The organism is Rhodanobacter denitrificans (genome assembly GCF_000230695.2).
Lineage (GTDB): Bacteria > Pseudomonadota > Gammaproteobacteria > Xanthomonadales > Rhodanobacteraceae > Rhodanobacter > Rhodanobacter denitrificans.
The window spans coordinates 1,471,591-1,484,398 of the sequence record NC_020541.1; the positions used below are offsets into that span (position 1 = coordinate 1,471,591).

Below are 12,808 nucleotides of genomic sequence, written 5' to 3' on the forward strand. Positions count from 1 at the left end.
GATCGTTCGGGGGAACATGCAATGAATCGTTCGTTGAAGTTGTCGATGCTGATCGTGCTGGCGCTGGGCAGCAGCCAGGCCATGGCGGTAGATCTCGGCCAGATCCAGGTCAAATCGGCACTGGGACAGCCGCTGCTGGCCGAGATCCCGCTGCATCCCGACAGCCCGGCGGAACTGCAGGGGCTCACCGTCCAGCTGGCGTCCAGCGAGGAATTCGCCCGCGCCGGCATCGCCGGCGGGCGTACCGCGATTCCCTTGCACTTCAGTGTGGCGAACGCCGGCGCCGGCCACCCGGTGATCCGCATCACCAGCAGTGCGCCGGTGGACGACCCCTTCCTCGACTTGCTGATCGAGGTAAACGGCAAGGCCGGCAAGAGCGTGCGCGAGTACGCCATCCTGCTCGATCCGCCGGGTGCGTCGGCGGCCGCGGCCGCACCAGCCGCGCCAGCCACTCCGGCGCCGAGCCAGCCGGCACCGCACATCCGGGCGCCGGTCACCGCGCCGGTGGCTGCCCAGCCCAAGCCGGCGGCACCCGCGCCGGCACCCGCACCGATCCAGAAACCGAAACCGGCGGCACCGGCGCTCAACAACGGCCAGTACGGCCCGGTCGAGCACGGCCAGACGCTGTCCAGCATCGCGCGCAGCGTGGCGCCGGCCGGCGTGGACGCGCAGCAGATGATGCTGGCCCTGCAACAGGCCAACCCCGATGCGTTCTACCGCAACAACATCAATGCGCTGAAGAGCGGTTCGGTGCTGCGCGTGCCGACCTCGGCCGAAGCGCAGGCCATGACGATCGCCGCTGCAGTCGCCGAGGTACGTCGGCAAAACAGCGACTGGCGTGCCGGCGTGCCGGGCAAGCCGACGGTGGTGGCCGATGCCGCCACCCGCGCCAGCAGCACCGCCACGCCCGCCCGCGCGCCGGATGCCGGCGACCGGCTGGCGCTGGTGCCGGCGAAGGAAGGCAGCAGCGCGGGAACCCGTGGCGGCGGCGCGGGCGACAAGTCCAGCACCGGCCTCCGCCAGGATCTCCTGCGCACCCAGGAAAGCCTGGCCAGCCTGCAGCAGCAGAGCGCCGACCTGAAAGGCCGCCTGAAGGATCTGGCGGATATCAACAGCAAGAACGAGCGCCTGCTGTCGCTTAAAGACAACGAGATCGCCGAGCTGCAGGCCAAGCTGGCCACCGCGCGCAAGGCTGCCGGCATGCCGCCGGCCGCGACGCCGGTGGCCGCCGCCAGCAGCGCGAAGACTACGCCCGTCGCGGCCGCCGCGCCCACGGAAAAACTGGAAACCGCCACAGCCATGGCCAGCACCGCCGCCGGCGTGAGCGCGGCGCCGGTGGCGGCCGGTTCGACCGCGGCAAGCACGCCGGTGGCTGCCTCCAGCCTGGCCGGCGCACCGGCCCACGGCGCGTCCGTGGTGACCACGCCGATCGCGACACCGGCGCCGGCCAAGCCGGTTGAGAAGCCGGCAGCGATGCATCCGGCCAGCGTGCCGGCGACGCTCGAGCAACCGTGGTACATGCAGACCTGGGCCTGGGCGGCCGCGGCCGGCGCCGTCGTGCTGCTGATCCTGCTGGCCATGCTGGGACGTCGGCGCAAGCCGGCAGCCGACGCGCCGAAGGCCGCGTCGTCGTTGGCCGATCGCTTCGGTTCGGCGCCTGCCGCCGGTCAGGACTTGCCGGGCGACGATGTCGACCAGGACGAGCTGCTCGACCAGTTGGCCGAACACCCCGACGACATCGGCCTGCACCTGGAACTGGTCACCCTGTATTACTCGCGCCGCGACGTCGAGCATTTCGAAGCGGCGGCCGAGGCGATGCACGCCCACATCACCGATCCGCAGCAGGACGAGTGGCAGGACGTGCTGCACATGGGCGAGGACCTGGTGCCGGGCCACCCGCTGTTCGACCATCACGCCGAATCGGCAGTGCCTGACGACGCCGAGGCGCGCGGCGGGTTCAACATCGACGACTATGCCGACAAGGCCGACGCGCCAACGGTGGTTTCCTCGATGCCGCCGCCGCTGCCGCCGGGCGCGTCCAAGCCCGTCAGCGAGTACAACTTCAATTTCGATCTGACCCGGGCTGTCGTCGAACCGCCGGCCCGCCCGGCGCCGGCCGCGGACGACGCCACCGTGGCCGCCCCGCTGGCGGCGAGCCGGCCGTCGGCGCCCGCCGAGCCCGTGTCGAGCTGGCACTTCGACGAAGAAGACAGCACGCCGCTCGCGGCCGATGGCGGCCACGACCTGGGCGAGTTCAACGATGACCCGGTGGACACCAAGCTCGACCTGGCCCGTGCCTACATCGACATGGGCGACGCCGAAGGCGCCCGCGCCATGCTCGGCGAGGTGGTCAAGGAAGGCAGCCAGATGCAGAAGGACACCGCCAAGCGCCTGCTCGACAGCCTGCACTGAGTCACGGCGCGCTTCCCGCGGGATAAATCGGGCCGGCCCTTGCCGGCCCGATGCCGTTGCGGCCTGCTAATCTTTCTGCTTTCCGCGGACCCCTGCACGACTCCATGCGCATTGCCCTGGGCATCGAATACGACGGCACCAATTTCAGCGGCTGGCAGCGCCTGAAGGCTGACGTCAGCGTGCAGGGCGTGCTGGAGGAAGCGCTGTCGAAGGTCGCCGATCATTCGGTCGAGGTCAGCTGCGCGGGACGCACCGATGCCGGTGTGCATGGGCGCTGCCAGGTCGTGCACTTCGACACCGAGGCGCGCCGCGACATGCGCGGCTGGGTGCTGGGCAGCTGTTCCAACCTGCCGGCCAGCGTGGCGGTGCTGTGGGCGCAGCCGGTGCCGGACAGTTTCCACGCGCGTTACGCGGCACGCAGCCGGCGTTATCGCTATCGCCTGCTGAACCGGCCGGTGCGCGCGGCGCTGGATGCGCGCTATGTCACCTGGGAGCGCCTGCCGCTGGATGCCGAGCGCATGCACGCCGCCGCCCAGGCCTTGCTCGGCGAGCACGACTTCAGCGCGTTCCGCGCCTTGTCCTGCCAAGCCGCGCACCCGCGCCGCAGCGTGCTCGCGGTGGGCGTGCGGCGCGAGGGTGAGCAGCTGTTCGTCGACATCGAGGCGAATGCATTCCTGCACCACATGGTGCGCAACATCGTCGGCTCGCTGCTGCCGATTGGCCGCGGCGAGCAACCGGTCGAATGGATGGCCGAACTGCTGGCTGGCTGCGACCGCCAGGTGGCCGGGCCGACCGCACCGTCTTCCGGGCTGACCTTCATCGGCCCGCGCTACGAGGCGCACTGGGGCCTGCCGCCGGACGTCTGCCTGCCGGGAGCCGGCCGGTGACCCGCATCAAGTGCTGCGGCATGACCCGGGTGGGCGACGCGCTGCTCGCCGCGCGGCTCGGTGCGGACGCGATCGGGCTGGTGTTCACCGCGCGCAGTCGGAGGCAGGTGACGCTGGCGCGGGCACGCGAGATCGTGGCGGCGCTGCCGCCGTTTGTGGCCAGCGTGGCCTTGTTCATGGACGACGAGCCCGGCCTGGTGCGGCAGGTGCTCGATGAAGTGCGACCCACGCTGCTGCAGTTCCACGGCAACGAGAGCGATGCCTGGTGCGCGCAATTTGGCCGTCCGTTCCTGAAGGCCATCGCAATGGGCGAGGGCGTGGCGGCGTTGCCGTGGCTGCGGGAGTACCCGCAGGCCGCAGGTGTGTTGCTGGACGGCCATGCGGCCGGCGAGGCCGGCGGCAGCGGCAGGACGTTCGACTGGTCGCTGCTGCCGCGCGATCCGGCGCAGCCGCTGGTCCTCGCCGGCGGCCTGCATGCCGGCAACGTGGGCGAGGCCGTGCGCACGGCGCGCCCATGGGCGGTGGACGTGGCCAGCGGGGTGGAGTCGGCACCGGGGATCAAGGACCCGGCCCGGCTGGCAGCCTTCATCCGCGCGGTGCGCGCGGCAGACGCGGCGTGAGCGGCGCGCCGGCCGCCATCGAGGAATGCCGCGATGGCGACGGTGCGCCCGCGCTTGCCGACCTGGTCGGCCATGCGCGCCCGCTGGTGATCCGCGGCCTGTGCCGCGACTGGCCGATGGTGGCCTGGGCGCGGCAGTCGGACGACGCATTCGCGCGGGAGCTGGCGCGGCGGGACAACGGCAGCGAGGTCGATGCGCTGCTGCTGCCTGCGGGCGAGGGCGGGGTGATCGGCTACAACGCGGCGTTCGACGGCTTCAACTACACGCATCACCGCGTCTCGATCGGCCAGGGCCTGCAACGGCTGGCGCAGTACAGCCGTCAGCCGGAGGCGCCGGGGCTGGCCATGCAGAGCGCGTTGATCGGCGCCTGCCTGCCGGGGTTGCTGGACGACCACGCGCTGCCGTTCCTTGATCCCAGCATCCAGCCGCGCATCTGGATCGGCAACCGGGTCACCACGCCGGCGCATTTCGACGAGTACCACAACGTCGCCTGCGTGGTGTGCGGCGTGCGGCGCTTCACCCTGTTCGCGCCGGAGCAGGCGCGCAACCTGTACGTGGGGCCGCTGGATTTCGCACCCACCGGCGCGGCGATTGGCATTGCCCGGCTCGACCGTCCCGACGACCCGCGCTATCCCGGCCTGAAGCTGGCGCTGGCTGCGGCGCAGGTGGCGGAGCTGCATCCCGGCGACGCGATCTACATTCCGCCGCTGTGGTGGCATCACGTGGAATCGCTGCAGCGGATCAACGCGCTGGTGAACTACTGGTGGAAGCCGGTGCTTGCCGATGGCCATGCGCCGGACACGGCGCTGGGCTGTCTGATGCACTGCATCCTCGCCTTCCGCTCGCTGCCGCCGGCGGAACGGGCGGCGTGGAGGGAGCTGCTGGGCTACTACGTGTTTGGCGACGAGGATCCCGCCGCACACTTGCCCGCCGACCGGCGCGGCATCCTCGGCCCGCTCACGCCCGGCCAACTGGCCGAGATCAGGGCCTCCATCCGCCGCTATCTGTGACCCCGTTCGGTCGGGCTTGCCGCTAAGATGGCTGCTTGCCGCAGTGCGGCATGCCCTTCCTGAGTGACGATATGAGCCAGATCGTGGACTACAACGCTTACCCCGACGCGCACGGCCGCTTCGGCAACTACGGCGGCAGCTACGTTGCCGAGACCCTGATGGCGCCGCTGGCCGAGCTGACCGAAGCCTACCTGCGCCTGCGCGAGGATCCGGCCTTCATCGCCGAGCTCGACCGCGACCTCAAGCACTACGTCGGCCGGCCCAGTCCGATCTACCACGCCGAGCGGCTGTCGCAGCACGTCGGCGGCGCGCGCATCCTGTTCAAGCGCGAGGACCTCAACCATACCGGCGCACACAAGATCAACAACACGGTCGGCCAGGCGCTGGTCGCGCGCAACATGGGCAAGACCCGCATCATCGCCGAGACCGGCGCCGGCCAGCACGGCGTGGCCAGCGCCACGGTGGCGGCGCGGCTGGGCCTGAAGTGCGTGGTCTACATGGGCGCGGTGGATATCGAGCGGCAGAAGATCAACGTCTATCGGATGAAGCTGCTCGGTGCCGAGGTGGTGCCGGTGACCTCCGGCTCGAAGACGCTGAAGGACGCGCTGAACGAGGCGATGCGCGATTGGGTCACCAACGTCGCCGACACCTTCTACATCATCGGCACTGTCGCCGGGCCTCATCCGTACCCGCTGATGGTGCGCGACTTCAACGCGATCGTCGGGCGCGAGGCGCGCGCGCAGATGCTCGAAGAGTACGGTCGCCTGCCCGACGTGCTGACCGCCTGCGTCGGCGGCGGCTCGAACGCGATCGGCCTGTTCCATGCCTTCCTCAACGACCCCGGCGTGCGCATCGTCGGCGCCGAGGCGGCGGGCGAGGGCATCGCCACCGGCCATCACGCCGCGTCGCTGGCGGCCGGCCGGCCCGGCGTGCTGCACGGCAACCGCACCTATGTGCTGTGCGACGACAACGGCCAGATCACCGAGACGCACTCGATCTCGGCCGGCCTGGACTATCCCGGCGTCGGCCCCGAGCACGCGTTCCTGAAGGATACCGGTCGCGCCGAGTACGTCGGCATCACCGACGACGAGGCGCTGGCCGCGTTCCACCTGCTGGCGCGCACCGAAGGCATCCTGGCCGCGCTGGAATCCAGCCACGCGGTGGCGCAGGCGGTCAAGCTGGCGCGCGAGTTGCCGAAGGACGGCATCGTGCTGTGCAACCTGTCCGGCCGCGGCGACAAAGACGTGCACACCATCGCGGCGCGCGAAGGAGTCGAGGTATGAGCCGCATCGACCGCCGCTTCGCCGCACTGAAAGCCGCCAACCGCACCGGCCTGATTCCGTTCGTCACCGCGGGCGATCCGTCGCCTGAGCACATGGTGGCGCTGATGCATGCGCTGGTCGACGCCGGCGCCGACCTGATCGAGCTGGGCGTGCCGTTCTCCGACCCGATGGCCGACGGCCCGGTGATCCAGCACGCCAGCGAGCGGGCGATCGCGAAAGGCGTGGGCCTGGCCGACGTGCTGGGCTGGGTCGCCGCATTCCGCCAGCACGATGCGGACACGCCGATCGTGTTGATGGGTTACCTCAATCCCATCGAGACGCACGGCTACGCGCGCTTCGCCGGAGAGGCCGTGCAGGCCGGCGTCGACGGTGTGCTGCTGGTCGATTGCCCGCTGGAGGAGTCCGCCGTGCTGCAGCCGCTGCGCGACGCCGGGCTGCAACGGATCCTGCTTGCCGCACCGACCACCGAACCCTCGCGTATGGCGCAGCTGTGCGGTTCGGCCGAGGGTTTCCTGTACTATGTCTCGTTCGCAGGCATCACCGGTGCGGCACACTTGAGCACCGGTGACATCGCCGCCCGCGTGGCCGATGTCCGTGCCCGGGCGAAGGCGCCGGTGGCGGTCGGTTTCGGCATCCGCGATGCGGCGAGCGCGAAGGCGATCGCCGGTTTTGCCGATGCGGTGGTGATCGGCAGCGCACTGGTGGATCGGCTGGCCGGGGCGACGGACGCCGGGGAAATCACCCGGCGCACGCAGGCGTTCCTGGCACCGATCCGCGCCGCGCTGGATGCCCGTTGAGGGCACGCACCGCCGGATGGTGGCGCACTCACGAATAGTCAGGGTGATGCAATGAATTGGCTGCAGAAAATCATGAACCCGCGCACCCGCCCGCACGCCACCAACGGCGGCAAGGGCTCGGTGCCCGAGGGCGTGTGGGAGAAGTGCGGCGGCTGCGGCACGGTGCTGTACAAGCCGGAGCTGGAGCGCAACCTGATGGTCTGCCCCAAGTGCGGCCATCACCATTACATCAGTGCGCGCGCGCGGCTCGATGCGCTGCTCGACGAAAGTTCGGCGCAGGAACTGTGGGCCGGCCTGGAGCCGACCGACCCGCTGAAGTTCCGCGACTCGAAGAAGTACCGCGACCGCATCGTCGCCACCCAGAAGAAGATCGGCGAGAAGGATGCGATGGTCGTGATGAGCGGCCGGCTCAAGGGCCGCCCGCTGGTGGCGGCGGCGTTCGAGTTCGCCTACATGGGCGGCTCGATGGGTTCGGTGGTCGGCGAGAAGTTCGCTCGCGCCGCCGAGCGCGCGCTGGCCGACCGCAGCGCGCTGGTGTGCTTCTCCGCCACCGGCGGCGCGCGCATGCAGGAGGCGCTGTTCTCGCTAATGCAGATGGCCAAGACCTCGGCCGCGCTGGCGCGCCTGCGCGACGCCGGCGTGCCGTACATCAGCGTGCTGACCAACCCGACCACCGGCGGCGTCTCCGCCAGCCTGGCGATGCTGGGCGACATCAACATCGGCGAGCCGAAGGCGCTGATCGGCTTCGCCGGCCCGCGCGTGATCGAGCAGACCGTGCGCGAAACCCTGCCGGAAGGCTTCCAGCGTTCGGAGTTCCTGCTGGACCACGGCGCGATCGACCTGATCGTCGACCGCCGCGAGATGCGCGACAAGCTGGCCGACCTGCTCGGCATCCTGATGAAGGCGCCGCGCGCGGCCTGAGCGGGTGCTCTGCCGGCGATGATGCGATGCCGCCTGCGGGCGGCATCGTCGTTAGCGCTGGCGGGTTTTCCACAGCGGCTGTGGAAGCGTTCGGGCAAAGCCTGTGGACAAGCCGCTTTCGCCGTCGATCCATCAAGCACTTGCTACGCGCTGGTCAGGAGTTGCGCATGACGGCGCCGCGTGCGGCACCGGTTTTCCACAGCGATTGTGGAGCGTGGGCGGCAAAGCCTGTGGACAAGTGTGCTATCTGCTTGAGCGCAAAGGCGGGGTCGACGGCGTGCGCAGGTTCTGCACAGTGCCGTACTCAGCCGAGCAACGATGCCAGCCACAGCGACGCGCTGCCGAGGCCACCGCCGATGACGATGGCGGCCAGCACGTCGCTGGGGTAGTGCAAGCCGAGGATCACCCGCGAGACGGCGACCAGTGCGGTGAAGCCCAGCAGCAGCGGTGCCAGCGGCGGATACCAGGCCAGCGCCACGGTGCTGAAACCCACCGCCTGCAAGGTATGCCCGGACGGAAAACTGAACTCGTCCAGCGGCGGCACGTGTGCGATCACGCCGGGGCAGGCGCGATACGGGCGCGGGCGGCGCGTCCAGCGCTTGAGCAGGCGATACAGCAGCAGCGCGGCGAGCCCGGTGGCTGCCATGTGCGCTGCTGCGGCGATGCCGCGCGGGCCGCCGAGCATGGCCAGCGCGGCCATCAGTGCGTACCAGAACACGCCGTCACCGAGCCGGCTGACCGCGCCGAAGAAGGCTCCCACCACGCGGCGGGCGCCCCAGTGGTTGGCGATCACGCAGACGCGGCGGTCCAGCGCGAAACGCGGTCCGGGCAGAAGCTCAGAGGCGGGCAGCGATGGAGGCGTGTTCATGCAGGTTCTCCTCGGCCATGTCGCGCAGCAGGGATTCGAAATCGCGGATCACCGCTTCCGGCGAGAGTCCCGCCACGCCGGCGTGCGCCGCGCGCCCCATGTGCCGGATCAGTGCAGGGTTGCTCGCCAGTCTCACCGAGGCATCGATGAAGGCCGCCTCGTCGCCCGAGGCGATGCGGCAGCCGTTGACGCCGTCGACGAGGTGCTCGCGCGCGGCACCCTCGGCATACGCCACCACCGGCAGGCCGGCGGCCAGGGCCTCGATGATCACGTTGCCGAAGGTCTCGCTGAGGCTGGGGAACGGGAACAGGTCCGCGCTGGCATAGTGCCGCGCCAGCGCTTCGCCGCCTTGCACGCCGGCGAAGATGAAGTCCGGATGGGCGGCCTGCAGTGCGCCGCGGGCCGGACCGTCGCCGACCCACACGTAGCGCGCCTGCGGCACCTGCCGCTGGATCGCGCGAAAAGCCCGCACCGCCAGCTCGAGATTCTTTTCCGGCGCGATGCGCCCGACGTACAGCACCACCGGCGTGGCGGCGTCCACGCCCCAGTCGGCGCGCAAAGCCATGTCGCGCCGGTTCGGGTGGAACAGCTGCGTATCCACGGCGCGGCGCAGCAAGCGTGCGTTGGTGATGCCCATGGCGTGCAATTCCTGTGCGAGCGCATCGGTCGGCACCAGCGTGGCGATGGCGCGCTGGTGGAAACGACGCAGGTAGCCGCGTACCAGCGGTGTGAGCAGGCCCACGCCGTAATGGCTGGCGTAGCTGTCGAAGCGGGTGTGGAAACCGCTGCTGAGCGGAATGCCCAACTGCCTGGCGGCACGCATGGCCGACCAGCCGAGCGGCCCTTCGGTGGCTACGTACACCGCATCGGGACGCTGCCGCGACCAGTGCCGGCGCAGGGTGTGGCCGGCGGGCAGACCGAAGCGCAGGCCGGGGTAACGCGGCAGCGCGCCGCCGCGCAATTCGAGCACGTCGATGCCGGCTTCGTCGCCGTGCGGCTGCGGCTGGCGCGGGCGGATCAGGTCGATGCTGTGGCCACGGGCGGCGAGCCCGGCGGCGAGACTGTGCACGGTCAGCGCGACGCCGTTGATTTCCGGTGGGTAGGTTTCGCTGACGATGCCGATGCGCATGACGATGTCCGTGCTGGCTGGACGCAGCTTCGCCGTTTCGCGTTGCGGCGGCGTGGCGGGCGCATGACGTGGCAGTGACGCATCGGTGCCTTGCGGGCGCCGCAGCGCTTACACTGGGGGGCATCCTTCACCGCTGGAGACCGACGATGAAACGCATCCTGCTCGCCCTGGCCCTGGCCGGACTGACCGGCGCCGCGCTGGCCGCCGATGCCCCCGCCGGCCTGCCGGTCACACCGGCTCCCGCCGGCGCCGAGGTCTACCTCATCTCGCCGAAGGACGGCGCCACCGTGGGCCAGGACGTCACCGTGCGCTTCGGCCTCAAGGGCATGGGCGTGGCGCCGGCCGGCGTGGCCAAGGAGCACACCGGCCACCATCACCTGCTGGTCGACGTGAAGGAGCTGCCCGCCGCCGGCCAGCCGATTCCGAAGGACGAGCAGCACATCCATTTCGGCGGCGGCCAGACCGAGACCACGTTGAAGCTGAAGCCCGGTACCCACACCCTGCAGCTGGAACTGGGCGACCAGAACCATGTGCCGTTCGAGCCGGCCGTGGTGTCGAGGAAGATCACCATCCACGTCAAGTGAGTTTCGGGCGGCGCCGGCTTGCTTCCCGCGCTCAGTGCCCGAAGTAGACCGCGATGCCTAGATTGGTCTGCCAGTCGGGCGCCGCACCGTCCAACCGATGGTCGAAGCCGGCGTCGAGCTGCACGCGTGGGGTGATCATCCATGCCAGTCCGGCACCGGCAACCGTGCCGCTGCCCTGATCCGGCGTGTGCAGCCGCGCGGCTTCGACATACAGCATCAGCGTGCTGCCCAGCGTGTAGTTGTCGCTGGCTGCCACGGTGGTGCTGTCAGCGCCGCCACTGCGCACATCCTGCAGATACAGACCCAGCGAGTTGCTCCCGCTTGCCTGCAGGTTGAACTGTGCGCCGAGCAGGTATTGGCGCCGGTCGCTGCGGAATGCCTTCGCGCCATCGGTGAATTCCACGCTGCCCAGCAGGCCCCAGCCGAAGGCCGGGTTCGAGGACGGCAGTGCCAGTTTCAGCCCGAGTGTCGTGTCGCCATGTCCATGACTGCGATCACCGCTGCCGGCACCGTCCTGCCGCAACGAGTTCCATGGCGAGCTGCCCAGTTGCAGTTCCAGCGGGCCGCCGATGCCGATGCGCAGCAGGCTGTCGGCGCTGTACTGCGAGATGGAGATGCCGTCTTGTCGATCACGGCTCCAGTCCGGCAATCCCTGTTCGATGGTGATGTCGCCCATGCCGAGCGCGACGGGCGTGAAGCCGTAGCCAGGGCGGTCGTAGCCCGGATTGCCGGCCATGGCGGACAGGGCGAGGCCCGACATGAGCGTGGCGAGTATGGTCGGGGCAATGCGCCGACGTCGCTGTGGGCTGCGGCAGCGGCGAGTATCCCGGTATCGGCTAAAATCCATCACTTCGCTCCGCATCCGTTGAGTTCCCATGACCGTCCGCACCCGCTTTGCCCCCAGCCCCACCGGTTTCCTGCACATCGGCGGGGCGCGCACCGCGCTGTATTGCTGGCTGGAGGCGCGTCGCCGCGGCGGCGAGTTCATCCTGCGCATCGAGGACACCGACCGCGAGCGTTCCACCGAGGAAGCCGTGCAGGCGATCCTCGACGCGATGCACTGGCTCCACCTCGACGCCGACGAGGGTCCGTTTTACCAGACCCAGCGGCTGGCGCGGTACAGGCAGGTCGCCGACGAACTGGTCGCCGCCGGCAAGGCCTACTACGCCTACGAGAGCAAGGAACAGATCGAGGCGATGCGCGAGGCGGCGATGAAGGTGGGCGAAAAACCGCGCTACAACGGCTACTACCGCGACCGCAACGAACCTTTCCGCGACGACCCGAATCGGGTGATCCGCTTCCGCAACCCCACCGAGGGCTCGGTGGTGTTCGAGGACAAGGTGAAGGGCCGCATCGAGATCGCCAACAGCGAGTTGGACGACCTGGTGATCTTCCGCTCCGACGGCTGGCCCACCTACAACTTCGCGGTGGTGGTCGACGATATCGACATGGGCATCACCGAGGTGATCCGCGGCGACGACCACGTCAACAACACGCCGCGCCAGATCAACATCTACCAGGCGCTGGGCGCCGCGGTGCCGGAGTTCGCGCACCTGCCGATGATCTTGGACAAGGAAGGCAAGAAGCTGTCCAAGCGCACCAACTCGGTCAGCGTGATGGAGTACCGCGCCGCGGGCTTCCTGCCGCACGCGATCCTGAACTACCTGGTGCGCCTCGGCTGGTCGCACGGCGACCAGGAGATATTCTCGCGCGGGGAAATGATCGCGCTGTTCGACATCGCCGACGTCAACAAGGCCGCTTCGCGCTTCGACACCGAGAAGCTGGCCTGGCTCAACCAGCACTACCTGAAAACCGACGAACCGCAGTCGCTGGCCGCCGAGTTCGCGTGGCACCTGCAGCGCGCCGGGATCGACGCGTCGCGCGGCCCGGCGCCGGTCGACGTGGTCGTGGCGCTACGCGACCGCGTGCACACGCTGAAGGAAATGGCCGAGCGCGCGAAGATCTGGTACGGCCCGATCGTCGAATGGGACGACAAGGCGGTCGCCAAGCACCTGAAGAACGACAGTGCGGTCGCCGTGCTGGAGGTGGCGAAGGCGCTGCTCGCCGAGGTCGAGTGGCAACCCGCTCCGATCCACCAGGTGATCGAACAGGTCGCCGCGCAGCTGGCACTCGGTATGGGCAAGGTCGCCCAGCCGCTGCGCGTGGCGATGACCGGCACCCAGGTCTCGCCCTCGATCGAGCACACTATCTACCTGGCCGGCCGCGACGAGGCGCTCACGCGCATCGACGCCGCGATCGCCATGGCGCGGGAATGAGCTTCCCGCCATGCCGATGAC

12 protein-coding genes are annotated in these 12,808 nt (G+C 69.7%); 9 read left to right on the plus strand and 3 right to left on the minus strand.

Features of this window, described 5'->3' with window-relative positions; translation table 11 throughout:
* Positions 1-21 precede the first annotated feature (21 nt).
* The 7 genes from R2APBS1_RS06600 to accD all read left to right on the plus strand — a co-directional run bounded on the left by R2APBS1_RS06600 (position 22) and on the right by accD (position 7,930).
* On the plus strand, positions 22-2,412 hold the full coding sequence (locus R2APBS1_RS06600; protein ID WP_015447325.1) for a FimV/HubP family polar landmark protein: 2,391 nt from the start codon (positions 22-24) through the stop codon (positions 2,410-2,412).
* A 104-nt stretch (positions 2,413-2,516) separates the two neighbouring features.
* Complete coding sequence (gene truA / locus R2APBS1_RS06605; protein ID WP_015447326.1) at positions 2,517-3,299, plus strand: tRNA pseudouridine(38-40) synthase TruA; 783 nt, start codon at positions 2,517-2,519, stop codon at positions 3,297-3,299.
* Positions 3,296-3,919: a phosphoribosylanthranilate isomerase gene (locus R2APBS1_RS06610; RefSeq protein ID WP_015447327.1), complete on the plus strand. Its 624-nt coding sequence runs from the start codon at positions 3,296-3,298 to the stop codon at positions 3,917-3,919. The genes truA and R2APBS1_RS06610 overlap by 4 nt, the downstream gene beginning before the upstream one ends.
* On the plus strand, positions 3,916-4,929 hold the full coding sequence (locus R2APBS1_RS06615) for a cupin-like domain-containing protein (protein ID WP_015447328.1): 1,014 nt from the start codon (positions 3,916-3,918) through the stop codon (positions 4,927-4,929). The genes R2APBS1_RS06610 and R2APBS1_RS06615 overlap by 4 nt, the downstream gene beginning before the upstream one ends.
* A 71-nt stretch (positions 4,930-5,000) precedes the next feature.
* Entirely contained in the window at positions 5,001-6,212 is a 1,212-nt protein-coding gene (gene trpB, locus R2APBS1_RS06620; RefSeq protein ID WP_007512969.1) for a tryptophan synthase subunit beta, read from the plus strand.
* A complete protein-coding gene (gene trpA / locus R2APBS1_RS06625; RefSeq protein ID WP_015447330.1) occupies positions 6,209-7,009 on the plus strand; it encodes a tryptophan synthase subunit alpha in 801 nt (266 codons plus the stop codon). The genes trpB and trpA overlap by 4 nt, the downstream gene beginning before the upstream one ends.
* Positions 7,010-7,060: 51 nt before the next feature.
* Complete coding sequence (gene accD / locus R2APBS1_RS06630; RefSeq protein ID WP_007512971.1) at positions 7,061-7,930, plus strand: acetyl-CoA carboxylase, carboxyltransferase subunit beta; 870 nt, start codon at positions 7,061-7,063, stop codon at positions 7,928-7,930.
* A 304-nt stretch (positions 7,931-8,234) separates the two neighbouring features.
* Here the strand turns inward: accD and R2APBS1_RS06635 are convergent, their stop codons facing one another.
* Together R2APBS1_RS06635 and R2APBS1_RS06640 are read right to left on the minus strand one after the other, a co-directional pair.
* A complete protein-coding gene (locus tag R2APBS1_RS06635; RefSeq protein ID WP_007512972.1) occupies positions 8,235-8,798 on the minus strand; it encodes a phosphatase PAP2 family protein in 564 nt (187 codons plus the stop codon).
* Positions 8,767-9,927, minus strand: a complete 1,161-nt coding sequence (locus R2APBS1_RS06640; protein WP_015447331.1) for a glycosyltransferase family 4 protein — start codon at positions 9,925-9,927, stop codon at positions 8,767-8,769. The genes R2APBS1_RS06635 and R2APBS1_RS06640 overlap by 32 nt, the downstream gene beginning before the upstream one ends.
* 146 nt (positions 9,928-10,073) lie before the next feature.
* Between R2APBS1_RS06640 and R2APBS1_RS06645 the strand changes: the two genes are divergently transcribed.
* Complete coding sequence (locus R2APBS1_RS06645) at positions 10,074-10,511, plus strand: DUF4399 domain-containing protein (protein ID WP_015447332.1); 438 nt, start codon at positions 10,074-10,076, stop codon at positions 10,509-10,511.
* 31 nt (positions 10,512-10,542) lie between these two features.
* Here the strand turns inward: R2APBS1_RS06645 and R2APBS1_RS06650 are convergent, their stop codons facing one another.
* Positions 10,543-11,271 (minus strand): transporter, encoded by a 729-nt coding sequence (locus R2APBS1_RS06650; RefSeq protein WP_041676687.1) that lies wholly within the window; start codon positions 11,269-11,271, stop codon positions 10,543-10,545.
* A gap of 115 nt (positions 11,272-11,386) precedes the next feature.
* Here R2APBS1_RS06650 and gltX point away from each other — a divergent pair, with 115 nt between their 5' ends.
* The gene (gene gltX / locus R2APBS1_RS06655) at positions 11,387-12,787 is read left to right on the plus strand and encodes a glutamate--tRNA ligase (protein WP_015447334.1); all 1,401 of its coding nucleotides are present in this window, start codon (positions 11,387-11,389) and stop codon (positions 12,785-12,787) included.
* Positions 12,788-12,808: the final 21 nt, after the last annotated feature.

Coding starts and splice junctions, on each gene's coding strand:
- accD (WP_007512971.1), top strand. CDS start 7,061: ATGAATTGGCTGCAGAAAATCATGAACCCGCGCACCCGCCCGCACGCC.
- R2APBS1_RS06600 (WP_015447325.1), top strand. CDS start 22: ATGAATCGTTCGTTGAAGTTGTCGATGCTGATCGTGCTGGCGCTGGGC.
- gltX (WP_015447334.1), top strand. CDS start 11,387: ATGACCGTCCGCACCCGCTTTGCCCCCAGCCCCACCGGTTTCCTGCAC.
- R2APBS1_RS06635 (WP_007512972.1), bottom strand. CDS start 8,798: ATGAACACGCCTCCATCGCTGCCCGCCTCTGAGCTTCTGCCCGGACCG.
- R2APBS1_RS06640 (WP_015447331.1), bottom strand. CDS start 9,927: ATGCGCATCGGCATCGTCAGCGAAACCTACCCACCGGAAATCAACGGC.
- trpB (WP_007512969.1), top strand. CDS start 5,001: ATGAGCCAGATCGTGGACTACAACGCTTACCCCGACGCGCACGGCCGC.
- R2APBS1_RS06645 (WP_015447332.1), top strand. CDS start 10,074: ATGAAACGCATCCTGCTCGCCCTGGCCCTGGCCGGACTGACCGGCGCC.
- trpA (WP_015447330.1), top strand. CDS start 6,209: ATGAGCCGCATCGACCGCCGCTTCGCCGCACTGAAAGCCGCCAACCGC.
- R2APBS1_RS06650 (WP_041676687.1), bottom strand. CDS start 11,271: ATGTCGGGCCTCGCCCTGTCCGCCATGGCCGGCAATCCGGGCTACGAC.
- truA (WP_015447326.1), top strand. CDS start 2,517: ATGCGCATTGCCCTGGGCATCGAATACGACGGCACCAATTTCAGCGGC.